Annotated in this window: 19 protein-coding genes; 8 read left to right on the top strand and 11 right to left on the bottom strand. The window is 61.8% G+C overall.

All coding sequences use genetic code 11. The features are described from left to right. Positions 1-128: 128 nt before the first annotated feature. The 3 genes from lon (at position 129) to L9B60_RS03275 (ending at position 5,029) form a co-directional block, all read left to right on the top strand. On the top strand, positions 129-2,525 hold the full coding sequence (gene lon / locus L9B60_RS03285; RefSeq protein ID WP_249676201.1) for an endopeptidase La: 2,397 nt from the start codon (positions 129-131) through the stop codon (positions 2,523-2,525). Positions 2,526-2,670: 145 nt separating this feature from the next. Beyond that, positions 2,671-2,943, top strand: a complete 273-nt coding sequence (locus tag L9B60_RS03280; RefSeq protein ID WP_166359462.1) for an HU family DNA-binding protein — start codon at positions 2,671-2,673, stop codon at positions 2,941-2,943. A gap of 211 nt (positions 2,944-3,154) precedes the next feature. Then, positions 3,155-5,029 carry a SurA N-terminal domain-containing protein gene (locus L9B60_RS03275; protein ID WP_249676198.1) on the top strand — a complete coding sequence of 625 codons (1,875 nt, stop codon included), beginning with the start codon at positions 3,155-3,157 and terminating at the stop codon, positions 5,027-5,029. Positions 5,030-5,178: 149 nt separating this feature from the next. On the opposite strand, the gene fabI is transcribed toward L9B60_RS03275, so the two are convergent. From fabI to gloB, 8 genes are all read right to left on the bottom strand, one after another. Then, positions 5,179-5,973 carry an enoyl-ACP reductase FabI gene (gene fabI, locus L9B60_RS03270; protein WP_249676197.1) on the bottom strand — a complete coding sequence of 265 codons (795 nt, stop codon included), beginning with the start codon at positions 5,971-5,973 and terminating at the stop codon, positions 5,179-5,181. A gap of 18 nt (positions 5,974-5,991) precedes the next feature. Further along, positions 5,992-7,602: an ABC transporter ATP-binding protein gene (locus L9B60_RS03265; protein ID WP_249676195.1), complete on the bottom strand. Its 1,611-nt coding sequence runs from the start codon at positions 7,600-7,602 to the stop codon at positions 5,992-5,994. 1 nt (position 7,603) lies between these two features. Continuing rightward, the gene (locus L9B60_RS03260) at positions 7,604-8,623 is read right to left on the bottom strand and encodes an ABC transporter permease (protein ID WP_249676191.1); all 1,020 of its coding nucleotides are present in this window, start codon (positions 8,621-8,623) and stop codon (positions 7,604-7,606) included. Between the two features lies 1 nt (position 8,624). Then, positions 8,625-9,698 (bottom strand): microcin C ABC transporter permease YejB, encoded by a 1,074-nt coding sequence (locus tag L9B60_RS03255; RefSeq protein WP_249676189.1) that lies wholly within the window; start codon positions 9,696-9,698, stop codon positions 8,625-8,627. Between the two features lies 1 nt (position 9,699). After that, complete coding sequence (locus L9B60_RS03250; RefSeq protein WP_249676186.1) at positions 9,700-11,550, bottom strand: extracellular solute-binding protein; 1,851 nt, start codon at positions 11,548-11,550, stop codon at positions 9,700-9,702. Further along, positions 11,547-13,373, bottom strand: coding sequence for an extracellular solute-binding protein (locus L9B60_RS03245; RefSeq protein WP_249676184.1), 1,827 nt, complete (start codon positions 13,371-13,373; stop codon positions 11,547-11,549). Before L9B60_RS03245 ends, L9B60_RS03250 begins: the two co-directional genes overlap by 4 nt. Before the next feature lie 207 nt (positions 13,374-13,580). Further along, on the bottom strand, positions 13,581-15,020 hold the full coding sequence (locus L9B60_RS03240; protein WP_249676181.1) for a lytic transglycosylase domain-containing protein: 1,440 nt from the start codon (positions 15,018-15,020) through the stop codon (positions 13,581-13,583). 99 nt (positions 15,021-15,119) lie between these two features. Next, entirely contained in the window at positions 15,120-15,899 is a 780-nt protein-coding gene (gloB, locus tag L9B60_RS03235; protein WP_249676179.1) for a hydroxyacylglutathione hydrolase, read from the bottom strand. An 82-nt stretch (positions 15,900-15,981) separates the two neighbouring features. Between gloB and L9B60_RS03230 the strand changes: the two genes are divergently transcribed. Beyond that, positions 15,982-16,740, top strand: coding sequence for a class I SAM-dependent methyltransferase (locus tag L9B60_RS03230; RefSeq protein WP_249676176.1), 759 nt, complete (start codon positions 15,982-15,984; stop codon positions 16,738-16,740). Between the two features lie 16 nt (positions 16,741-16,756). Beyond that, the gene (gene rnhA / locus L9B60_RS03225) at positions 16,757-17,206 is read left to right on the top strand and encodes a ribonuclease HI (protein WP_249676174.1); all 450 of its coding nucleotides are present in this window, start codon (positions 16,757-16,759) and stop codon (positions 17,204-17,206) included. Between the two features lie 123 nt (positions 17,207-17,329). Here the strand turns inward: rnhA and L9B60_RS03220 are convergent, their stop codons facing one another. Continuing rightward, on the bottom strand, positions 17,330-18,481 hold the full coding sequence (locus tag L9B60_RS03220; protein ID WP_249676171.1) for a MalY/PatB family protein: 1,152 nt from the start codon (positions 18,479-18,481) through the stop codon (positions 17,330-17,332). Positions 18,482-18,602: 121 nt separating this feature from the next. Here L9B60_RS03220 and dnaQ point away from each other — a divergent pair, with 121 nt between their 5' ends. The 3 genes from dnaQ (at position 18,603) to L9B60_RS03205 (ending at position 22,330) form a co-directional block, all read left to right on the top strand. After that, on the top strand, positions 18,603-19,361 hold the full coding sequence (dnaQ, locus tag L9B60_RS03215) for a DNA polymerase III subunit epsilon (RefSeq protein ID WP_249676169.1): 759 nt from the start codon (positions 18,603-18,605) through the stop codon (positions 19,359-19,361). 138 nt (positions 19,362-19,499) lie between these two features. Beyond that, positions 19,500-21,743, top strand: coding sequence for an Orn/Lys/Arg family decarboxylase (locus tag L9B60_RS03210; RefSeq protein WP_249676168.1), 2,244 nt, complete (start codon positions 19,500-19,502; stop codon positions 21,741-21,743). A gap of 38 nt (positions 21,744-21,781) precedes the next feature. Continuing rightward, on the top strand, positions 21,782-22,330 hold the full coding sequence (locus tag L9B60_RS03205; RefSeq protein WP_249676165.1) for a GNAT family N-acetyltransferase: 549 nt from the start codon (positions 21,782-21,784) through the stop codon (positions 22,328-22,330). On the opposite strand, the gene L9B60_RS03200 is transcribed toward L9B60_RS03205, so the two are convergent. Both L9B60_RS03200 and L9B60_RS03195 read right to left on the bottom strand, forming a co-directional pair. Further along, on the bottom strand, positions 22,327-23,220 hold the full coding sequence (locus L9B60_RS03200; protein WP_249676161.1) for a LysR substrate-binding domain-containing protein: 894 nt from the start codon (positions 23,218-23,220) through the stop codon (positions 22,327-22,329). The genes L9B60_RS03205 and L9B60_RS03200 overlap by 4 nt on opposite strands. 105 nt (positions 23,221-23,325) lie before the next feature. Continuing rightward, positions 23,326-23,949 carry a glutathione S-transferase family protein gene (locus L9B60_RS03195; RefSeq protein ID WP_249676159.1) on the bottom strand — a complete coding sequence of 208 codons (624 nt, stop codon included), beginning with the start codon at positions 23,947-23,949 and terminating at the stop codon, positions 23,326-23,328. Between the last annotated feature and the right edge of the window lies 1 nt (position 23,950).

Below are 23,950 nucleotides of genomic sequence, written 5' to 3'. Positions count from 1 at the left end.
ATGAAGGGGCCTTCGGGCCCCTTTGCTTTTCATGTCGCAGAGCTTGTTTTTTTGTGGGGCTGCCCCCACATTGAACGCAAGCTCAATTCCATCTGTTCACGGCCCGGTGCCGTTGTAGAGGCGAAATCATGAAGACAACCATCGAATTGCCTCTCTTGCCATTGCGTGATGTCGTTGTGTATCCGCACATGGTTATCCCGCTGTTCGTGGGGCGCGAGAAGTCTATCGAAGCCCTCGAGGCCGCGATGACGGGCGAAAAGCAGATTCTGCTGCTGGCCCAGAAGAACCCTGCCGACGATGATCCAGGCGAAGACGCCCTGTATCGCGTGGGTACCGTTGCAACCGTATTGCAATTGCTCAAGTTGCCCGATGGCACCGTCAAGGTGCTGGTCGAAGGTGAACAGCGCGGTACGGTCGAGCGCTTCATCGAAGTCGACGGCCATTGCCGTGCCGAAGTGCAACTGATCGACGAAGTCGACGCGCCGGACCGTGAGTCCGAAGTGTTTGTGCGCAGCCTGCTGGCACAGTTCGAGCAATACGTGCAGTTGGGCAAGAAAGTACCCGCCGAAGTCCTGTCCTCACTCAACAGCATCGATGAGCCTGGCCGTCTGGTAGACACCATGGCCGCGCACATGGCGCTGAAGATCGAGCAGAAACAGGAAATTCTCGAAATCATCGACCTGTCCGCACGGGTCGAGCACGTGTTGGCCCTGCTGGACGCCGAGATCGACCTGCTGCAGGTCGAGAAGCGCATTCGCGGCCGCGTGAAAAAACAAATGGAGCGCAGCCAGCGCGAGTACTACCTGAATGAGCAGATGAAGGCCATTCAGAAAGAGCTCGGCGACAGCGACGAAGGCCATAACGAAGTCGAAGAGCTGAAAAAGCGCATCGACGCCGCTGGCCTGCCCAAGGACGCGTTGGCCAAGGCCACTGCCGAGCTGAACAAGCTCAAGCAGATGTCGCCGATGTCGGCGGAAGCGACCGTGGTGCGTTCCTACATCGATTGGCTGGTGCAAGTGCCGTGGAAGGCCCAGAGCAAGGTGCGCCTGGACCTGGCCCGTGCCGAAGACATCCTGGACGCCGACCACTACGGCCTGGAAGAGGTCAAGGAGCGCATCCTTGAGTACCTCGCCGTGCAAAAGCGCGTGAAAAAGATTCGCGGCCCCGTGCTGTGCCTGGTGGGCCCGCCGGGTGTGGGTAAAACCTCCCTGGCCGAGTCCATCGCCCACGCCACCAACCGCAAGTTCGTGCGCATGGCCTTGGGCGGCGTGCGTGACGAGGCTGAAATTCGTGGCCACCGCCGGACTTACATCGGTTCGATGCCGGGAAGATTGATTCAAAAGATGACAAAGGTGGGTGTTCGCAACCCGCTGTTCCTGCTCGATGAAATCGACAAGATGGGCAGCGACATGCGTGGCGACCCGGCTTCGGCGTTGCTGGAGGTGCTCGACCCCGAGCAGAACCACAACTTCAACGATCACTACCTGGAAGTCGACTACGACCTGTCCGATGTGATGTTCCTCTGCACCTCCAACTCCATGAACATTCCGCCGGCATTGCTGGACCGGATGGAGGTGATCCGCCTGCCGGGTTACACCGAGGACGAGAAGATCAACATCGCGACCAAGTACCTGTCGCCCAAGCAGATCGCGGCCAATGGCCTGAAAAAAGGCGAGTTGGCCGTTGAAGTCTCGGCCATTCGCGACATTATCCGCTATTACACCCGCGAAGCCGGTGTGCGGGGCCTGGAGCGCCAGATCGCCAAGGTGTGCCGCAAGGTGGTCAAGGAGCATGCCCGCGACAAGCATTTCTCGGTGACCGTGAATTCCGACTCCCTGGAGCACTTCCTGGGCGTGCGTAAGTTCCGCTACGGCCTGGCCGAGCAGCAGGACCAGATCGGCCAGGTTACGGGCCTTGCCTGGACCCAGGTGGGTGGCGAACTGCTGACCATCGAAGCGGCCGTGGTACCGGGCAAGGGCCAGTTGATCAAGACTGGCTCCCTGGGCGATGTGATGGTCGAATCCATCACCGCTGCGCTGACTGTTGTGCGCAGCCGCGCCAAGAGCCTGGGCATCCCGCTGGACTTCCACGAGAAGCGCGACACGCATATCCATATGCCCGAGGGCGCCACGCCCAAGGACGGTCCGAGCGCTGGCGTGGGCATGTGCACCGCGCTGGTGTCGGCCTTGACGCAGATCCCGGTACGGGCGGATGTCGCCATGACCGGCGAGATCACCCTGCGTGGTCAGGTGCTGGCGATTGGCGGCCTGAAGGAGAAATTACTGGCGGCCCACCGCGGTGGAATCAAGACAGTGATCATTCCGGAAGAGAACGTGCGTGATTTGAAGGAGATTCCTGACAATATTAAGCAGGATCTTCAGATTAAACCGGTTAAATGGATTGACGAAGTCCTGCAAATTGCGCTGCAATACGCCCCGGAGCCCTTGCCCGATGTGGCTCCCGAGATTGTTGCCAAGGACGAAAAACGCGACACCGATTCGAAGGAAAGAATCAGCACGCATTAGTAAGATTTGGCCGGGGGGCTTGTCTTGACAGTTTTTTAGAGCCCTTGTTATAAAGCGGCACTTATTGTGTCACTTGCCTCCCGGCGCTGGATTCGTTTCACACATACTTAGAAACAAACTCAAAATAGATATAAGGGGACTTAGAGTGAACAAGTCGGAACTGATTGATGCTATCGCTGCATCTGCTGATATCCCGAAGGCCGTTGCTGGTCGCGCGCTGGACGCAGTTATCGAATCCGTCACTGGCGCTCTGAAGGCCGGCGACTCCGTTGTACTGGTTGGTTTTGGTACGTTCTCTGTGACCGATCGCCCAGCTCGCGTTGGCCGTAACCCACAGACTGGCAAGACGCTGGAAATCGCAGCGGCCAAAAAACCTGGCTTCAAAGCCGGTAAAGCACTGAAAGAAGCTGTAAACTAAGTTTCTTTCGGGCCTTTGCCCGCCCAGACCGGGGTCGTTCCCGGGCTGGCAGCGGAGCGGCAGTTCAGTCGGCCACACAAGGTCGATCGGTACGCCAGGGTTCGCTCCGCCAGTTACGAGAAAGGCGCATCCCCGGATGCGCCTTTCTTCTATCCGGATTTTACCCACTCTCCGCGGTTGCTTAATCAGTACAACCGTTTCTGGGGGAAGCATGCTGCAGAATATCAGGGACAATTCACAGGGCTGGATTGCCAAGACCATCATCGGTGTCATCGTGGCCTTGATGGCACTGACCGGCTTCGATGCCATTTTCAGAGCCACCAGCCATTCGCAGGATGCTGCGAAGGTCAATGGTGACGAGATTACCCAGACCGAACTGGGCCAGGCCGTTGAAATGCAACGTCGCCAGCTGATGCAACAGCTGGGCAAGGATTTCGATCCGGCGATGCTCGACGAGAAAATGCTGCGCGAGTCGGCGCTCAAGGGCTTGATCGACCGCAAGCTGCTGTTGCAAGGGGCAGGGGACGCCAAGTTCTCCTTCTCTGAGGCGGCACTCGACCAACTGATTCTGGTAACCCCGGAATTCCAGGTAGACGGCAAGTTCAGTGCCGATCGCTTTGACGCGGTCATTCGCCAGATGGGCTACAGCCGCCTGCAGTTCCGCCAGATGCTGGCCCAGGAAATGCTGATCGGCCAACTGCGCGCCGGCGTGGCGGGCAGCAGCTTCGTCACCGACGCCCAGGTGCAGGCGTTCGCCCGCCTGGAAAAACAGACCCGTGACTTCGCCGCGCTGACCTACAAGGCCGACCCGTCGGCTGCCAAGGTGACCGATGACGAAATCAAGGCGCACTACGACGAGCACGCCAAGGAATTCCTGACCCCCGACCAGGTGGTGATCGATTACCTGGAGCTCAAGAAGTCGTCGTTCTTCGACAAGGTCACCGTCAAGGACGAAGACCTGCAGGCGGCGTACCAGAAAGAAATCGCCAACCTGGCCGAACAGCGCCGTGCCTCGCACATCCTCATCGAAGTCAACGCCAAGATGACCGACGCGCAGGCCAAGGCCAAGATCGACGAGGTGCAGGCACGCCTGGCCAAGGGTGAAGACTTCGCCAAGCTGGCTAAAGAGTTCTCGCAGGATCCAGGCTCGGCCAACAACGGCGGCGACCTGGGTTATGCCGGCACCGGCGTCTACGACCCAGCATTCGAAAAGGCCCTGTTTGCCCTGAACAAGGACCAGGTTTCGGCCCCGGTGCGTAGCCAGTTCGGCTGGCACCTGATCAAGCTGACCGGTATCGAGGCGCCGCAGGTGCCGACGTTCGCCAGCCTGAAAGACAAGCTGATCCGCGAAGCCAAGACTGCTCAGGTCGAGCAGATGTACGTGGATGCGGCCAAGAAGCTGGAAGACTCGGCTTTCGAATCCTCGGACCTGGCCCAACCGGCCCAGGACCTGGGTTTGAAAGTGCAGACCTCCAAGCCGTTCGGCCGTGATGGCGCTGCCGATGGCATCCTCGCCAACCGTGCGGTGGTGCAGGCAGCGTTCAGCACTGAAGTGATGGATGAAGGCGCCAACAGTTCGGCCATCGAGCTGGACCCGGAAACCACCGTGGTGGTGCGCGTCAAGCAGCACAACAAGCCTGAGCAGTTGCCACTGGAAGCCGTTGCCGCGCCGATCAAGGCGCAGCTGGCCAAGGAGCACGCAGCTGCAGCCGCCAAGGCCCGTGGCGAAGCCCTGATCGCCGGCCTGCGCGACGGCAAGGTGCCGTTGGCTGCAACCCAGGACGGTCAAGCCTGGAAGGTCTCTGAAGCGGTCGCACGCGGCCAGGACGGTATCGACCCGGTGGTGCTGCAAGCGCTGTTCCGCATGCCCAAGCCGCAAGGCAAGGACAAGCCGAACTACGCCAGCGTCAGCCTGGCCGATGGCAGCTTCGTGGTACTGCGCCTGAACGGCGTAAACGAAGCGGCTGCGGCCACCGACGAAGAGAAAGTGCAATATCGCCGCTTCCTCGCGTCGCGCTCTGGCCAGGAAGACTTTGCCGCCTACCGCAAGCTGCTGGAAAGCAAGGCCGACATCAAGCGCTACTAAGCCTTGATCACGCCTGTAGGAGCGGATTTATCCGCGAAAGGCCGCCGCGCTGTCACTGATGTACTGCGGCGTGTTATTCGCGGATAAATCCGCACCTACAGGCAAAAAAAACGCCGCTCAATGAGCGGCGTTTTTTTATGCCATCGAAATTACTCTTCGATGTTGCCCATGGCCGTGGTGTTGAAGCCACCGTCCACGTACATGATCTCGCCGCTGATGCCCGATGCCAGGTCCGAGCACAGGAACGCGCCGGCGTTGCCGACTTCGTCGATGGTCACGTTGCGACGCAGTGGGGTCTGGGCTTCGTTGGCTGCCAGCATCTTGCGGAAGTTCTTGATGCCCGATGCTGCCAGGGTGCGGATCGGGCCTGCCGATACGCAGTTGACACGGGTGCCGTCCGGGCCCAGGGAGCCGGCCAGGTAGCGAACGCCGGCTTCCAGGGAAGCCTTGGCCATGCCCATCACGTTGTAGTTGGGCATGGTGCGTTCGGCGCCCAGGTACGACAGGGTCAGCAGGCTGCCATTGCGGCCTTTCATCATTTCGCGGCCAGCCTTGGCCAGGGCCACGAAGCTGTAGGCACTGATGTCGTGGGCGATGCGGAAACCGTCACGGGTGGTGGCTTCGGTGAAGTCGCCGTCCAGTTGATCGCCCGGGGCGAAGCCCACGGAGTGCACGATGCAGTCCAGGCCGTCCCACTTTTTGCTCAGTTGTTCGAAGACCTTGGCGATTTCTTCATCGCTGGCCACGTCGCAAGGGAAGCACAGGTCCGCATTGGAGCCCCAGCCTGCCGCGAACTCTTCGACACGACCCTTGAGCTTGTCGTTCTGATAAGTGAAGGCAAGTTCAGCACCCTCGCGATGCATGGCGGCAGCGATGCCGGATGCGATGGACAGTTTGCTGGCGACACCGACGATCAGTACGCGCTTACCGGCGAGAAAACCCATGTGTTGTTCCTCTTCAGGTTAATCGACAACTGTTGGAGCCAGGAAAGCGGCTTCCAGCAGCTGTTGTGTATAGGGGTGTTGCGGTGCGGCGAAGACCGTCGACGCCGCACCTTGTTCAACCACCTGGCCTTGCTTGATCACCATCAATTGGTGGCTCAAGGCTTTGACTACCGCCAGGTCATGGCTGATAAACAAATAAGTCAGGTTGTACTTGCGTTGCAGGGAGCGTAATAGCTCCACCACCTGGCGTTGCACCGTCCGGTCGAGCGCCGAAGTGGGCTCGTCCAAAAGGATCAACGCAGGCTTGAGCACCAGGGCCCGGGCAATGGCGATACGCTGCCGTTGCCCGCCAGAGAACTCGTGAGGGTAGCGGTGCCGGCTGTCCGGATCCAGGCCTACCTCCTTGAGCGCATCGATGATGGCCTGTTGCTGTTCTTCTTGCGTGCCGATCTGGTGAATCCGCAAGCCCTCGCCGACGATCTGGCTCACGCTCATGCGCGGGCTCAGGCTGCCGAAGGGGTCCTGGAAGACCACCTGCATTTGCCGACGCAACGGGCGTACCTGTTGCCGCGTCAGGCAGTCTAGCGGTTTTCCCTGCAAGCGTATGGCGCCGCGGCTACCAATCAGCCGCAGGATGGCCAGGCCCAAGGTGGACTTTCCCGATCCACTCTCGCCAACAATGCCCAGGGTTTGGCCCTGGGGCAGGCTGAAGTTGATCCCGTCCACCGCTTTCACATGATCGACCGTGCGTCGCAGCAAGCCCTTTTTGATCGGGAACCAGACTTTCAGGTCTTCGACCTCCAGCATTGGCGGGCCGACAATGGTGTCGGCGGGCCGGCCGCTGGGCTCGGCTGCAAGCAGCTCCCGGGTGTAAGGGTGTTGCGGCGCGCGAAACAATTCTGCACACGTTGCCTGTTCGACGATGCAACCGCGCTGCATGACACATACGCGATGCGCAATTCTTCGCACCAGGTTCAAATCGTGGCTGATCAACAGTAATGACATGCCCAGGCGGGCCTGCAGGTCCTTGAGCAATTCGAGGATTTTAAGCTGCACGGTGACGTCCAGCGCCGTGGTCGGCTCGTCGGCGATCAGCAGTTCCGGCTCGTTGGCCAGGGCCATGGCGATCATCACGCGTTGGCGCTGCCCGCCCGAAAGCTCGTGGGGCAGGGCCTTGAGGCGCTTGCGTGGCTCGGGGATGCCGACCAGTGCCAGCAACTCCAGGGTGCGGTCGGTGGCCGCCTTGCCGGTCAGCCCCTTGTGCAGGGCCAGCACCTCGTTGATCTGCTTTTCGATGTTATGCAGCGGGTTGAGCGAGGTCATCGGCTCCTGGAAAATCATCGCGATGCGGTTGCCACGGATCTGCTGCAGCTTTTTTTCGGGCAGGTGCAGCATGTCCTGGCCGGCATAGCGGATGCTGCCGCTGGGGTGTTCGGCCAGCGGGTAGGGCAGCAGGCGCAGGATGGAGTGCGCGGTAACGGATTTGCCCGAACCACTTTCGCCCACCAGGGCCAGGGTTTCGCCGCGGCGGATGTCGAAACTCACACCCTCCACCACGCGCTGGCGTTGCGTGCCATTGACGAACTCGACGGCCAGGTCGCGAATCTCGATCAGGTTGTCCTGGTTCATCTTATTTCCTCGGGTCGAACGCATCGCGAGCGGACTCGCCGATAAACACCAGCAAACTCAGCATCAATGCCAGCACGGCGAAAGCGCTGATGCCAAGCCAAGGCGCCTGCAGGTTGGATTTGCCCTGGGATACCAGCTCACCCAGCGACGGCGAGCCGGCGGGCAGGCCGAAGCCCAGGAAGTCCAGCGCGGTGAGGGTACCGATCGCGCCCGTGAGGATGAAGGGCATGAAGGTCATGGTCGAGACCATGGCGTTGGGCAGGATGTGGCGGAACATGATCGCGCCGTCTTCCATGCCCAGGGCACGGGCGGCGCGCACGTATTCCAGGTTGCGCCCACGCAGGAACTCGGCGCGCACCACGTCCACCAGGCTCATCCAGGAGAACAACAGCATAATGCCCAGCAGCCACCAGAAGTTGGGTTGCACGAAGCTGGCCAGGATGATCAGCAGGTACAGCACCGGCAACCCCGACCACACCTCCAGGAAGCGTTGGCCTACCAGGTCGACCCAGCCGCCATAGAAGCCCTGCAAGGCGCCGGCGATCACCCCGATGATCGAGCTGAGCACGGTCAGGGTCAGCGCGAACAGCACGGAAATCCGGAAGCCGTAGATCACCCTCGCCAGCACGTCGCGGCCCTGGTCATCGGTGCCCAGCCAGTTCTGCGCCGAAGGCGGCGCGGGGGCGGGTACTTTCAGGTCGTAGTTGATGCTCTGGTAGCTGAACGGGATGGGCGCCCAGATCGTCAGGCCATCCTTCTCGGCCAGCAGTTTCTGGATATAGGGGCTCTTGTAATTGGCCTCTAGCGGGAACTCGCCACCGAAGGTGGTTTCCGCGTAGCGCTTGAGCGCCGGGAAGTACCATTCACCGTCGTAGCGCACCGCCAGCGGCTTGTCGTTGGCGATCAGCTCGGCACCCAGGCTCAGCCCGAACAGCACCAGGAACAGCCACAGCGACCACCAGCCGCGCTTGTTGGCCTTGAAGCGGGCAAAGCGACGGCGGTTGATGGGGGATAGGGTCATCTCAATGCTCCCTGCTTTCAAAGTCGATCCGTGGGTCGACCAGGCTGTAGGTCAAGTCGCTGATGAGTTTCACCAGCAGGCCCAGCAAGGTGAAGATGAACAGCGTGCCGAACACCACCGGGTAGTCGCGGTTGATTGCCGCCTCGAAACTCATCAGGCCCAGGCCGTCGAGGGAAAAAATCACCTCGACCAGCAAGGAACCGGTGAAGAAGATACCGATGAAGGCAGACGGGAAGCCGGCGATCACCAGCAGCATCGCGTTACGGAACACATGGCCGTACAGCACCTTGTGGTTGCTCAAGCCCTTGGCCTTGGCGGTGACCACGTACTGCTTGCCAATCTCGTCCAGAAAGCTGTTTTTGGTGAGGAAGGTCATGGTGGCGAAGTTGCCGATCACCAAGGCGGTGACGGGCAACGCCAGGTGCCAGAAGTAGTCCAGCAACTTGCCGCCGAAGGTCAACTCCTCGAAGTTGCTGGAGGTGAGCCCGCGCAGCGGGAACCAGTTCAGGTAGCTGCCGCCGGCGAATACCACGATCAGCAAAATGGCGAACAGGAACGCCGGGATGGCATAGCCGACGATGATCGCCGAACTGGTCCACACATCGAAATGGCTGCCGTGGCGCGTGGCCTTGGCGATGCCCAGCGGGATCGATACCAGGTACATGATCAGGGTGCTCCACAGCCCGAGCGAGATCGACACCGGCATTTTTTCCAGGATAAGGTCCGTGACCTTGGCATCGCGGAAAAAACTGTCGCCGAAGTCGAAGTGGGCGTAGTTCTTGATCATGATCCACAGGCGCTCGGGTGCCGACTTGTCGAAGCCGTACATCTTCTCGATTTCCTGCACCAGGGCCGGGTCCAGGCCCTGTGCGCCACGGTAGCTGGAGCCGGCCACCGACACCTCGGCACCGCCACCGGCGATGCGGCTGGTGGCGCCCTCGAAACCTTCGAGCTTGGCGATCATTTGCTCCACCGGGCCTCCGGGGGCGGCCTGGATGATCAGGAAATTGATCACCAGGATGCCGAACAGCGTCGGAACAATCAGCAATAGCCGCCTGAATATATACGCCAGCATGTTATTGCTCCGGGCTCGAAGGGGCGGCGTCCGGCGCGACGACCGGGATGGCCGGCTTGGCGTCGGGCTTGACCCACCAGGTGGCGGTGCCGACGTCGTAGCGCGGCGACACGGCGGGGTGGCCGATGTGGTCCCAGTACGCCACGCGCCAGGTCTTGATGTGCCAGTTGGGCACCAGGAAGTAGCTGTTGAGCAGCACCCGGTCCAGCGCATGGGTGTGTGTGACCAGGTTTTTACGCGTGTCGGCGTTGATCAGGCTTTCGGTCAGGCTGTCGATGGCCGGGTCTTTCAGGCCCATCAGGTTCAGGCTGCCGGCGCGGTCGGCGCTGGCCGACTCCCAGTACTCGCGTTGCTCGTTACCCGGCGAATCGGTTTGCGGGAAGCTGGCGATCATCATGTCGAAGTCCCGCGAACGGCGGCGGGTGATGTACTGCGAGGTGTCGACGCGGCGGATCACCAGTTCGATGCCCAGGTCCGCCAGGTTGCGCTTGTAGGGCAACAGCACGCGCTCGAACTCGGCCTGGGCCAGCAGGAACTCGATGCTCACCGGTTTGCCGGTGGTGTCGACCATGCGATCGTTGACCACGTGCCAGCCGGCGTCTTGCAACAGTTGGTAGGCGCGACGCTGCTGGTCGCGGATCATGCCGCTGGCGTCGGTGACCGGGTTTTTGAACGGGGTGGTGAACACCGCGTCCGGGATTTGCCCGCGCAGCGGTTCCAGCAATTTCAGCTCATCGGCGCTGGGCAGGCCGCTGGCGGCCAGTTCCGAGTTCTCGAAGAAGCTGTCGGTGCGCGTGTAGGCGCCGTTGAACAGTTGCTTGTTGGTCCACTCGAAGTCCAGCAACAGGCCCAGTGCTTCACGCACGCGCACGTCCTGGAACATCGGCCGGCGCAGGTTGAACACAAAGCCCTGCATGCCAGTGGGGTTGCCGTTGGGCAGCTCTTCGCGCACCAGGCGTTTTTCCCGCACGGCGGGGGTGTCGTAGGCGGTGGCCCAGTTTTTCGCGCTCATTTCCAACCAGTAGTCGAACTGGCCGGCTTTGAGTGCTTCGAGTGCCACCGTGTTGTCGCGGTAGTACTCGCTGGTCATGTAGTCGAAGTTGTAGAAACCGCGGTTGACCGGCAGGTCCTTGCCCCAGTAGTCCTTTACCCGCTCATAGCGGATGGAGCGCCCGGCCTTCACCGAAGCCACCTTGTAGGGGCCACTGCCCAGCGGGATTTCCAGGTTACCCTTGGTGAAATCGCGGCTGGCCCACCAGTGTTTGGGCAATACCGGCAACTGCCCGAGGATCAGCGGCAGCTCGCGGTTTTCGCCGTTCTTGAACTTGAACAGCACGGTCAACGGGTTCTCGGCGACCGCCTCGGCGACGCCCGCGTAGTAGGTGCGGTACAGCGGCGAGCCATCTTTCATCAGGGTGTTGAAGGTGAACACCACGTCTTCGGCACGGATCGGGTGGCCGTCATGGAAGCGCGCTTCGGGGCGCAGGTAAAAGCGCACCCAGGTATTGTCCGGGGCCTTTTCGATGCTGCGTGCCACCAAGCCGTATTCGGTCAGCGGCTCGTCCAGGCTCTGGCGCGCGAGCGTGTCGTAGATCAGGCCGATGTCATCGGCGGGCACGCCCTTGCTGATGAAGGGGCTGAGGCTGTCGAAGCCACCAAACCCGGCCTGGCGGAAGGTCCCGCCCTTGGGGGCGTCGACGTTGACGTAATCGAAATGCTTGAAGTTTTCCGGGTACTTGGGCGCTTCGTTGTACAGGGTCACGGCGTGTTGTCCAGCCGCGTGGGCGACACAGGCCAATCCTGACAGCAAAAGGCCGCAAGCCTGCATTAGCAGGGCGTGCCTGGGCATCATGGGTGTTTCTCCAGGGGCTTGAGCCACCAGGCGCTCAGGCCCAGCGAATAGGGCGGCGTGGTGACGAAGGCGAACCGGTTGCGGTACGCCAGGCGGTGATAGTCCAGGTACCAGTTGGGGATCATGTAGTACTGCGACAGCAGCACGCGGTCCAATGCCCGTGCGGCAGCCACCTGCTGGTCGCGGGTTTGCGCGGCCAGCAGGTCTTCCAACAGGTGGTCGACCAAGGGGTTGGCGACGCCTGCGTAGTTTTTGCTGCCCTTGACCTTGGCTTGGCTGGAATGAAAGTACTGCCACTGCTCAAGGCCCGGGCTCAATGTCTGGTTGAGCGTCATCAGAATCATGTCGAAATCGAACTGGTCCAGCCGTTGTTTGTACTGGGCCCGGTCGACCGTGCGCAAGTGCGCATCGATACCAATGTTTTCAAGGTTCTCTACATAGGGCTGCAGGATGCGCTCCAGGTTGGGGTTCACCAGCAGCAGTTCCACGCGCATCGGCCGACCATTCTTGTCCTGCAGCCGTTGGCCATTGAAGGTCCAGCCGGCATCGGCCAATAGGCCCAGGGCCTTGCGCAGGGTTTCACGGGGGATGCCATTGCCGTCGGTACTGGGCACGCTGAACGGCTCGGTGAACAGCGTGGCCGGCAGTTGATCGCGATAGGGCGACAACAGTAGCCACTCCTGGCCCACTGGCAGGCCGCTGGCGGCGAACTCGCTGTTGGGGTAATAACTGGTGGCCCGCTTGTAGGCGCTGTTGAACAGCGCCTTGTTGGTCCATTCGAAATCCAGCAGCAGGCCCAGGGCCTGGCGCACCCGAATGTCGCTCAAGGCCGCGCGGCGGGTGTTCATGAACAGGCCCTGGGTTTGGGTCGGGATCTTGTGCTTGATCTCGGCCTTGATCACCTCGCCCCGGCGCACCGCCGGGTAGTTGTAGCCGTTGTCCCAGTTCTTGGCCTGGTGCTCGATATAGAGGTCGAACTCGCCGGCCTTGAACGCTTCGAAGGCAACGTCCGCGTCGCGGTAGAACTCCACCTCCACGCGGTCATAGTTGTACTTGCCACGGTTGACCGGCAGGTCCTTGCCCCACCAGTCCTTGACCCGCTCGAACACCAGCCGCCGGCCCGGTTGCACCTGGGTGATCCGGTAAGGGCCGCTGCCCACCGGGGGCTCGAAGGTGGTGGCCTGGAAGTCGCGGCCTTTCCAGTAATGGCGCGACAGCACCGGCAGTTCGCCCAGGCGCAGGATCAACAACGGGTTGCCGCTGCGCTTGAACACGAAACGCACGCGGTGGGCGTTGAGCACGTCCACCCGTTGCACTTCCTGCAGGTTGGTGCGGTACAGCGGGTGGCCCTGCTTGAGCAGCAGGTGGTAAGAAAATGCCACGTCGCTGGCGGTAATGGGCTGGCCATCATTGAACCGCGCTTCGGGGCGCAGGTTGAACACCACCCAGCTGCGGTCTTCGCTGTATTCCACCGATTGGGCAATCAGGCCATAGCTGGAGGTGGCTTCATCGCCGGAAGGGTCGTACAGCCCGGTACCGGACATCAACGTTTCGTTCAGCTCGTTCACGCCGTATTGCAGGAAGTTGGGCGTGGTAACCGGGCTTGAACCTTTGAAGGTGTAGGGGTTGAGCGTGTCGAAGGTGCCAAACGCCATGATCCGCACGGTGCCGCCTTTCGGGGCATCGGGGTTGACCCAATCGAAATGGGTAAAGGTCGCCGGGTACTTGAGGGTGCCGAACTGGGCGTAACCATGACTTTGCGTAATGGTCGCGCTCGCAGAAAAGCTCAAGGCCAGGCCGATGGCAAGGAGGAGGGGACGCATCAAGTCAGAGATCCGATCCAGGCGGCTTTTTGGGCTTTATTACCGGTACAGTAACAGTTTGTTCCAACCGGTAAAAGGCCGGCAGCGGCGGCCACTCTGTAGGAGCGGATCGATCTGCGAAGGCCGCGATGCAGTATGCCTGATGCACCGCGGCGGCCTATTCGCGGATAAATCCGCCCCTACGGGATATCGCGGTCTGGGGAGCGACTAGCGGTCGACGTAAACGGTCAGCGTTTGCCCAGGCTTGAGTGCGTGCGCGCTGCGCGGGTTCCAGCGCTTGAGGTGGCCCACTTCAACGTTAAAACGCTGCGCCACGGCATACAGCGAATCGCCCTTGCGCACCTTGTAGCGGGTGGCGGTTTGCTTGTTGGCTGCCAGGCGCTGGCTGCCTTTGCTGGCCAAGGTGGTGGTCTTGCGGGTGTTGTCCTGCATCACCAAGGTCTGGCCGACTTTCAAGCGCTGGCCCGAGAGCTTGTTCCAGCGTTGCAGGTCCTTGACGTTGACCTTGTTGGCCTTGGCGATCAACGACAGGTTGTCACCGGACTTCACGCGATAGCTGCGTTGGCGGGCGGGGGAGCCGACCGGGCCTTCGAACACCGGCACCTTGGGCTTGAGGCTCAGCAGCTCCTCGGGGTTCATCTTCGACAGGCTGGCGGTCAGCAATTGCGCCTTGGCGGTCGGCAGCAACAAATGCTGCGGTGCCTGTACGATCATGCGTTTCTTGAAGGCTGGGTTGAGCTGGAACAGCTCGTCTTCGTCGATATTGACCAGCGCCGCGACGCGCGACAGGTCCATCGGCTGGTTGACCTCGACCACTTCGAAATACGGCTGGTTGGCGATGGGGCTCAGGTTCACGCCATAGGCTTCCGGTGCCATGACCAGTTGCGACAGGGCCAGCAACTTGGGCACGTAGTCACGGGTTTCCTGGGGCAGTGGCAGGTTCCAGTAGTCGGTGGGCAGGCCGAGTTTTTCGTTGCGCTCGATGGCCCGGCTGACCGTGCCTTCGCCCGCGTTATAGGCCGCCAGGGCCAGCAGCCAGTCGCCGTTGAACATGTCGTGCAAGCGCGACAGGTAGTCCAGCGCCGCGGTGGTGGAGGCGGTCACGTCGCGACGGCCGTCGTAGACGTTGGTCTGGCGCAGGTTGAAGTAGCGCCCGGTCGAGGGGATGAACTGCCACAGGCCCACGGCATCGCTGCGCGAATAGGCCATGGGGTTGTAGGCGCTTTCAATCACCGGCAGCAACGCGAGCTCAAGCGGCATGTTGCGCTCTTCGAGCCGCTCGACGATGTAGTGCATGTACAGGCTGCCGCGGTCGCTGGCGTTCTCGAGAAACGAGGGGTTGCTGACGAACCATAGCCGTTGCTGTTCGACGCGCGGGTTGACGCCCACGCCATCTTGCAGCTGGAAGCCCTGGCGCATGCGTTCCCAGACATCCTGGGGCGCTTGCTGCTGGGCTTTCTGGCTGGTGATGAAAATCGGTTTTTGCTTGATCCGAGCGTTGAGGTTGTGTGCGCGAGCGCTCTCGGTATCGGGGATCTGGCTCGAGGTCTGGCAACCCACCAGGAGTACGGGCAAGGTCAGCGCGATGGCCTGGGCCAACCGCGTCAATGCGTCTGAAGTGAAGGTCTTTCGAGTAGTTGACGACATTGGCTGGGAGGGTGATCCGGGCAAAAATGTCGGGCGATTCTAGAAAGCGCCCTCCCAATGGTCAACCTCTCAGAATTTTTCGAACCAAGCAGATTCTCTTTAGAACGTATCTTTCCAAGCGCGCAGGCTAGCAAAAACAGCAACTTCAGAGACATTGGACCGTCCGGTCCGTTCGTCCATTTTTTTTGTAACAGTGTCTTCTCCAGCGCGTAAGAATGGGTTGGTGAGGCGTTCAAGGGCCAAATTGGAGGGTAACGTGCTGCGATTTTCGGCGCGCAAACGGGTGACGTCGGCAAAGCGCCGGGCGATGTCGTCATTCTCAGGTTCCACGGCCACGGCGAAGCGCAGATTGCTCAAGGTGTACTCGTGGGTGCAGTACACCAGGGTGGCGTCCGGCAGCGCGGCCAGGCGTTGCAGCGAATGGTGCATCTGCGCAGGCGTGCCCTCGAACAGGCGCCCGCAACCGGCGGCGAACAAGGTGTCGCCGCAAAACAACAGCGGCGGGCTGGCGTCACCGTGGTAATAGGCGATATGGCCCAAGGTGTGGCCCGGCACGGCGAATACATCAAACGCCAACCCCAGCACCTCGATGCGCTGGTTGTCGGCCAACGCTACGTCACGGGCCGGAATGTTCTCGTTGGCCGGGCCGTACACGGTGGCCCCGGTGGCCTGCTTGAGTTCGGCCACGCCGCCCACGTGGTCGTGGTGGTGATGGGTGACCAGAATATCGCTCAGTTGCCAGCCCGGGTGCGCCGCCAACCACGCCAGCACCGGCGCCGCGTCACCTGGATCGACCACCGCGCAGCGTTTGCTTGCAGTGTCTTGTAACAACCATAGGTAGTTATCGGTGAAGGCCGGCAGTGCGTCGATCTGTATCATGGCTCGATTCGCTTAGCATTGAATAATGGTGCATCTTAGGGCCTGTAGGGGCTTTTGGTGAACCTCTCGATGGGAGACGGCAATGACCGACAAAGCATTTGCTCAGGCTGACCCTGAGTGGCTGGAGCTGATCAGCCTGGCGCGGGACTGGTTTGCCGGGCCTTTGGGTCAGCTGTTGCTGCAAGAAGAACAAAAATTGTTGGAAGATGAGCTGGGGCGTTTTTTTGGCGGCTACCTGGTGCATTACGGCCCCAGCGCCGATACACCGCCCCAGGCCCCGCAGGTGCAGCGCAACGTACGCCTGGGCGCGCCGTTGCCGGGCGTCGAAATCGTCTGCGAAGAGCAGGCCTGGCCCCTGAGCGAGCACGCCGCCGACGTGGTAGTGCTGCAGCACGGCCTGGATTTCAGCCTGTCGCCCCACAGCCTGCTGCGCGAGGCCGCCAGTGCGGTGCGCCCCGGTGGCCATTTGTTGATCGTTGGCATAAATCCCTGGAGCGCCTGGGGCTTGCGCCGGGTGTTTGCCCACGATGCCTTGCGCAAGGCACGCTGTTTTTCCGCCTCCCGGGTGGGCGACTGGCTCAACCTGCTGGGCTTCGCGCTGGAGAAACGCCGCTTCGGGTGCTATCGTCCGCCGCTTGCCTCCCCAGGCTGGCAGGCGCGTCTGGCCGGCTGGGAGCGCATGGCTGGCGGCTGGCAAAGTGCTGGCGGCGGCTTTTATATATTGGTAGCGCGCAAATTGGTGGTGGGGCTGCGGCCTCTGCAAAAGGCCCGGCGCGAACCGATGGGCAAACTGATTCCGCTGCCGATGGCCAAGGTCAATCGACGCAACAGCGAACCCTGACACTGATGGATGAGTAATGAGCGATAGCGTTGAAATCTTTACCGACGGCGCCTGCAAGGGCAACCCGGGTGTCGGCGGCTGGGGCGCCTTGCTGGTGTGCAAGGGCGTCGAAAAGGAACTGTGGGGCGGCGAGCGCGAAACCACCAATAACCGCATGGAGTTGATGGCCGCCATTCGCGGGTTGGAAGAACTCAAGCGTTCCTGCGACGTGCTGCTGGTGACCGACTCCGAATACGTGATGAAAGGCATCAACGAGTGGATGGTCAACTGGAAAAAGCGCGGCTGGAAAACCGCCGCCAAGCAGCCGGTCAAAAACGCCGACCTATGGCAATTGCTCGATGAGCAGGTCAACCGCCACACCGTCAAATGGAAGTGGGTGCGCGGGCATACCGGCCACGACGGCAACGAGCGAGCCGACCAGTTGGCCAACCGCGGCGTCGACGAGATCCGCGCGGCCAAGCGCTAGATCAGTCGCAGCCTTCGCGGATAACCCCACCCCCCTGTAGGTGCGGATTCATCCGCGAAGGCCGTAACGCGGTGCAGCAGGTAAACTGCAGCGATCTTTTCGCGGAGGCTACAGGCGAATCGGTCAGCGCCCTTGCAAGGCCTTTTCCATTCTCACCAAACCTTCCTCCAGCAACGCCCGCGGGCAGCCGAAGTTCAGGCGCACGAACTGCTTGGCGGCGTGATCATCAAAATCCGGCCCCGCGCTCAAGCCCACCTTGGCCTCGTCCAAAAAGAACCGATACGGGTCTTGCAGGCCCAACTGCGAGCAATCCAGCCACGCCAGGTAAGTGCCCTGGGGCAAGGTCATGCTCACGCCCGGCAGGCGGGTGGCGACAAAGTCCGCCAGGTAATCGCGGTTGGCCTGCAGGTAATCAATCACCTGGGCCAGCCACTCGGCACTGCCTTGGTAAGCCGCCTGGGTGGCCACCAGGCCAAACGGGCTGACGCTGTCCACCAGGCCCAACCGGGCCGTGTTGAAACGATGGCGCAGGGCCGCGTTTTGCACCACGGCGAACGCGGTCTTCACCCCGGCGATGTTATAGGCCTTGGTTGCCGACATCAGGGTGATGGTGCGCTGGGCAATGTCGTCGCTCAAGCTGGCCATGGGGATGTGCGTGCGCCCATCAAACAGAATCTTGGCGTGGATTTCGTCACTGATGATCAGCGCGTCATTGGCCACGCAGGCATCGCCGATAGCCTGCAATTCAGCGCGCTCGAACACCTTGCCCAGCGGGTTGTGCGGGTTGCTCAAAATCAGCGCTGCGGCCTGGCCCAGCGCCTCGTTCAGCGCCGCGATATCGGTGGGGTATTCACCCTTGGCATCCACCTTGAACGGCAACTCGATACGCGGCATGTTCCAGTGGCCTGGTGCATTGAGCAGGGGCCGATAGTTGGGCGTTTGCACCGCTACGCCACTGCCCGCCGGCAACAGGCCGTTGAGGGCCATGTTCACGCCGCCTTCCACGCCGGGTAAAAACACCAGGTCCTCAGGCTTGATGCGCCAGGCATATTGCTGCCACAACTCGGCCACCAACGTTTCGCGCAGTTCGTCCTGGGCCACGCTGTAGCCCAGCAGCGGGTGCTCCAGGCGTTGCTGCAGCGCGCGAATGATGTTCGGCGCCACGGCAAAATCCATGTCGGCCACCCACATCGGCAGCACGTCGGCGGGGTAGCGGCTCCATTTGGTGCTGGCGGTGGCGTGGCGGTCGATGACCGTGTCCAGGTTGATCGTCATGGGGGGCTTTCTCCAGGTAAACGGCAATGGGCGGATAATAGGCGCCATCGCCAGCCCGTGGCGAGGACTGTGCTAAAGTACGCGGCTGTTTCCGCCTGTTGATTTGTGAGAGTGCTTGCCCATGGCCACGAGATTCGTCGTCCTCGATACCGAAACCACCGGTATGCCGGTTACCGATGGTCACCGCATCATCGAGATCGGTTGTGTCGAGCTCATTGGCCGGCGCCTGACCGGGCGTAACTTTCACGTGTACCTGCAACCGGATCGCAGCAGCGATGAAGGCGCGATCGGCGTGCACGGCATCACCGACCAGTTCCTGGAAGGCAAGCCGCGCTTTGCTGAAGTTGCCGACGAGTTCTTCGACTTTATCGAAGGCGCGCAGCTGATCATCCACAACGCGGCGTTCGACGTTGGCTTCATCAACAACGAATTCGCGCTGATGGGCCAGGCGCACCGTGCCGATATCACCCAGCATTGCTCGGTGCTCGACACCCTGATGATGGCGCGCGAACGCCACCCAGGCCAGCGCAACAGCCTGGACGCCCTGTGCAAGCGTTATGGCGTCGACAACTCCGGCCGTGACTTGCACGGCGCCTTGCTCGACTCCGAGATCCTGGCAGACGTTTACCTGGCGATGACCGGCGGCCAGACCAGCCTGTCGCTGGCTGGCAATTCCAGTGACGGCGCCGGCGAAGGCTCGGCCAACCAGGGCAGCGAAATCCGCCGCCTGCCCGCCGACCGGCCGCGCAGCATCGTGATCCGCGCCACCGACGATGAGTTGGCCGAGCACGCCGGGCGTCTGGAGATCATTGCCAAGGCCGCAGGCGCCCCGGCGCTGTGGGCGCAGTTGCTGGAAGCGGAAAACGCAGCGGCAAACTGATGGCACCGGCCCGGCGAATTGTCCTCGTGCGACTTTTTGTTACAACGCTTGGCCCCATTGCCTTACGTCATCGCCCGCAAGCTTCTACCCTGAGGGAACAGGCCGATCAGGTCTGCCGCCTCAGGATGGCTGCTACCCATGTACAAAGACCTGAAGTTCCCGGTACTGATCGTTCACCGTGACATCAAGGCCGACACCGTGGCAGGCGAGCGCGTGCGCGGTATTGCCCGCGAGCTTGAGCAGGAAGGCTTCAGCATCCTGCCGGCGGTGGACAACGCCGAGGCGCGGCTAGTGGCGGCCACCCATCACGGCTTGGCGTGCATGCTGATTGCCGCCGAAGGGGCCGGCGAGAATACCCATCTACTGCAAAACATGGTGGTGCTGATCCGCCTGGCGCGGGTGCGCGCGCCGCAGCTGCCGATCTTTGCGCTGGGCGAGCAGGTGACCCTGGAAAACGCCCCGGCCGATGCCATGAGCGAACTCAACCACCTGCGCGGCATCCTCTACCTGTTCGAAGACACCGTGCCGTTCCTCGCCCGGCAGGTAGCGCGGGCGGCGCGCAATTACCTGGACGGCCTGCTGCCGCCGTTTTTCAAGGCGCTGGTGCAACACACCGCGCAGTCCAATTATTCCTGGCACACGCCGGGGCATGGCGGGGGCGTGGCCTACCGCAAAAGCCCGGTGGGCCAGGCGTTTCATCAGTTCTTTGGGGAAAACACCCTGCGCTCCGACCTGTCGGTGTCGGTACCGGAACTGGGCTCATTGCTCGACCACACCGGCCCCCTGGCAGACGCCGAGGCGCGGGCGGCGCGCAACTTCGGTGCCGATCACACGTTCTTTGTCATCAATGGCACCTCCACGGCCAACAAGATCGTCTGGCACGCCATGGTCGCCCGGGGTGACCTGGTGCTGGTGGACCGCAACTGCCACAAGTCGGTGCTCCACGCGATCATCATGACCGGCGCCATCCCGTTGTACCTGTACCCCGAGCGCAATGAACTGGGGATCATCGGCCCGATCCCCCTGAGTGAATTCAGCCGTGAGTCGATCCAGGCCAAGATCGATGCCAGCCCGTTGACCCAGGGCCGCCCACCGAAGGTCAAACTGGCGGTGGTTACCAACTCTACCTACGACGGCTTGTGCTACAACGCCGAGCTGATCAAGCGCACCTTGGGCGACAGCGTCCAGGTGCTGCATTTCGACGAGGCCTGGTACGCCTATGCCGCCTTTCACGAGTTCTTCGCCGGGCGCTACGGCATGGGCACTTCACGCAGCGAAACCAGCCCGCTGGTGTTCACCACCCACTCGACCCACAAGCTGTTGGCCGCCTTCAGCCAGGCGTCGATGATCCATGTGCAGGACGGCGGGCAGCGGCAACTGGACCGCGATCGTTTCAACGAAGCGTTCATGATGCACATCTCCACCTCGCCGCAATACAGCATTATCGCCTCGCTGGACGTGGCCTCGGCGATGATGGAGGGCCCGGCCGGGCGCTCGCTGTTGCAAGAGATGTTCGACGAGGCGCTGAGCTTTCGCCGCGCCCTGGCCAAGCTGCGCCAGAACATCGCCGCCGATGACTGGTGGTTCAGTATCTGGCAGCCGCCGCAGGTGGAGGGTATCGAGCGCGTGGCCACCGAGGACTGGTTGCTTTCGCCCAATGCCGATTGGCACGGCTTTGGCGACCTGGCCGATGACTACGTGTTGCTCGACCCGATCAAGGTCACTTTGGTGATGCCGGGGCTGACCGCCGGCGGCGCCTTGAGCGAGAAGGGCATCCCTGCGGCGGTGGTCAGCAAGTTCCTCTGGGAGCGCGGGCTGGTGGTGGAAAAGACCGGGCTGTATTCCTTCCTGGTGTTGTTTTCCATGGGCATCACCAAAGGCAAGTGGAGCACCCTTTTGACCGAGTTGCTGGAGTTCAAGCGCAGTTACGACGCCAACGTCGAGTTGCTCGATTGCCTGCCCTGCGTGGCCCGCCTGGACCTGACCCGCTACCGCGGCATGGGCCTGCGCGATCTGTGCGACCAGTTGCATGGCTGCTATCGCAGCAATGCCACGGCCAAGCACCTCAAGCGCATGTACACGGTGTTGCCGCAGGTGGTCATGTCGCCCGCCGATGCCTACGACAAGCTGGTGCGCGGCGAAGTCGAGGCAGTGCCGATCGACGAACTGCCCGGGCGCATCGCTGCCGTCATGCTGGTGCCGTACCCGCCGGGCATCCCCTTGATCATGCCCGGTGAGCAGTTCAGCGAGGCCACGCGCTCGATCATCGATTACCTGGCGTTCGCCCGCGCCTTCGACACGGGCTTCCCAGGCTTCGTCGCCGACGTCCATGGCCTGCAACATGAATGTGGCCCCTACACGGTCGATTGCATCACACTATGAATGTCTTTCCTTTTAGCCGCCCCCGGGACCGAGAAGTCATGAGTACGGTCAACCCCGCCCTGGCGGTCCGCGTGGCGGACGAGGGTTTTGAAGCCTACGTGCTGGGCTGTGAGTTCGGCTTTCGGGTCGAGGCTTATGGCCAGCCGCAAATCGGCAAGAAGGTCGCGCAGTGGGCGCTTGCCCCAGTGTCGCCATACCGCAAGTGCTACGGGATCGACCCCGAAGAGTTTCGCAGTTACCGCAATGCACCAGACAGCGCGGTGTTCATGGCGTACCTGGGCGAGCGAGCGGTGGGCCACGTGGTGGTCAGCACCAACTGGAACGGCCTGGCCCATGTTGACGAACTGGCGGTGGACGCCTCGGCGCGCCGCAGTGGGGTGGCGCGGGCGCTGCTCGACGTGGTGCGCTTCTGGGCGCAGAAAAAAAGCCTGCCAGGCATCATGCTCGAAACCCAGAACAACAACCTGGCGGCGTGCCGACTGTACGAACGCTACGGCTTCGAACTGGGGGGCATCGACCACCTGCGTTACCGTGGCATCGACCCGGAAACGGCCGAGGTGGCGGTGTTCTGGTACTTGTTTTTCTAACCGGCCAACAGGCTCTGGGCCTTTTGGGTGACGATCTCCAGCAGCGCCTTCAGCGCGGGAGACGGTTCGCTGCCCAGTGCGGTCAATGCGTACAGCGTCACGGGCACGGCGGGTGAAATCGGGCACACGTCCAGCCCCGCAAGCCGCGCCCCGATGGCGGTGAAGGGGTCGACGATGGCCAGGCCTTCGCCGGCTTCGACCATGCTGCGCATCATCTGATAGGTTTGCACCCGCGTCTGGATATGTGGGGCAGGGTGCAGGGCTTCAAGTTTCTTTTCCAGCAGGCGGCTCAGCGGGTCCTGGCCTTCCAGCCCGACCATGGTTTGCCCGGCCAACTCGTGCAGGCCGATGTACTTGTGCTTGGGCGCCAACCAGCCCTTGGGGGCCAGCAGTTGCAACTTGCCGTCGGCCAGGGCCGTGCAGGCAAGTTTGGGGTGTCGGGGGTCATGCAGGCTCAGGCCCAACTCGCACTCACCCAACAACAGGCTGCGCACGATTTCGCTGGTGTGCTGATGGAACAGGGTGCAGGGCGTTTCCTGGTAGCGCTTGCGCAAGGCCGCGATGCTTTGCGGCAGCAGGTGCTGGGCCAGGGTAGGGGTGCAGACCACTCGCAAGGTGGGTTCGCGATGCAGGCGCAGGTTACCCGCCAGCCGCGCGATCTGCTCCAGTGGCAGTTGCAACTGATTGAAGGCGGCCTCGAGCTCCAGCGCTTCGCGGGTCGGCTGCAGGCGCCCGCGCACCTTGGCGAACAGCAACAGGCCGGATTGTTGCTCGGCGTCTTGCAGGATTTCCCCCAGGGTAGCCGGTGCCAATTGCAACAGGTCGGCGGCCGCGCCCAGGCTGCCGGTTTGCAACAGGGCCTGGATCACTTCGATGTGGCGTAGTCGCATGGGTGATTCCGCATCCCTTTTATCGAGAGTAAAGCTTCGCGGATACATCCGCCCCTACAAGCAAATGTAGGCGCGGATTTTTCCGCGAAAAGAGCCGCGCAATGCTCAAGGCAACCCGTTGCGCCCATGGGTGGTAAACCCCGCCCGCTGGCTCAACCGCTCGTAATACGCCCGCACCGCCGGCAATTGGGCATGCTCCAGCGGTGTCTCGAACCAGCGGTTCACCGACAGCCCGATGGGTATGTCGGCCAGGCTAAAGTCGGCACCGGCCACATAGGCACCGGTCTTGGCCAACTGGCTGTCGAGGATGGTCATGTACTTCGTCCACTCCTTGCCGCCAGCGGCCAGTGCCTCGGCGTCCTGGTGCAGGGGGGAATGGCGTACCAGGGACATGAACGGGTAACTCCAGGCACGGTTCAAGTCCGAGGCCTGCCAGTCGGTCCACTGATCGATGCGTGCCCGGGTACGGGGCTCGCGGCTGTACAGGTGTTCGCCGCCAAAGCAGTTGGCCAGGTAGCGAATGATGGCGTTCGATTCCCACAATATGAAATCACCGTCTTTGATCACCGGCACCATCGCATTGGGGTTCAATGCGAGAAATTCCGGCGTGTCGGTGGCCTTGAAGCCATTGCCCCAATCCTGGCGCTCAAAAGGGATGTGCAACTCCGCGCAGGCCCACAGTACCTTACGCACGTTGATCGATGACGCTCTCCCGAAAATCTGCAGCATG

Source organism: Pseudomonas abieticivorans (genome assembly GCF_023509015.1).
Lineage (GTDB): Bacteria > Pseudomonadota > Gammaproteobacteria > Pseudomonadales > Pseudomonadaceae > Aquipseudomonas > Aquipseudomonas abieticivorans.
This window is presented reverse-complemented; position numbering and strand designations above follow the sequence as displayed.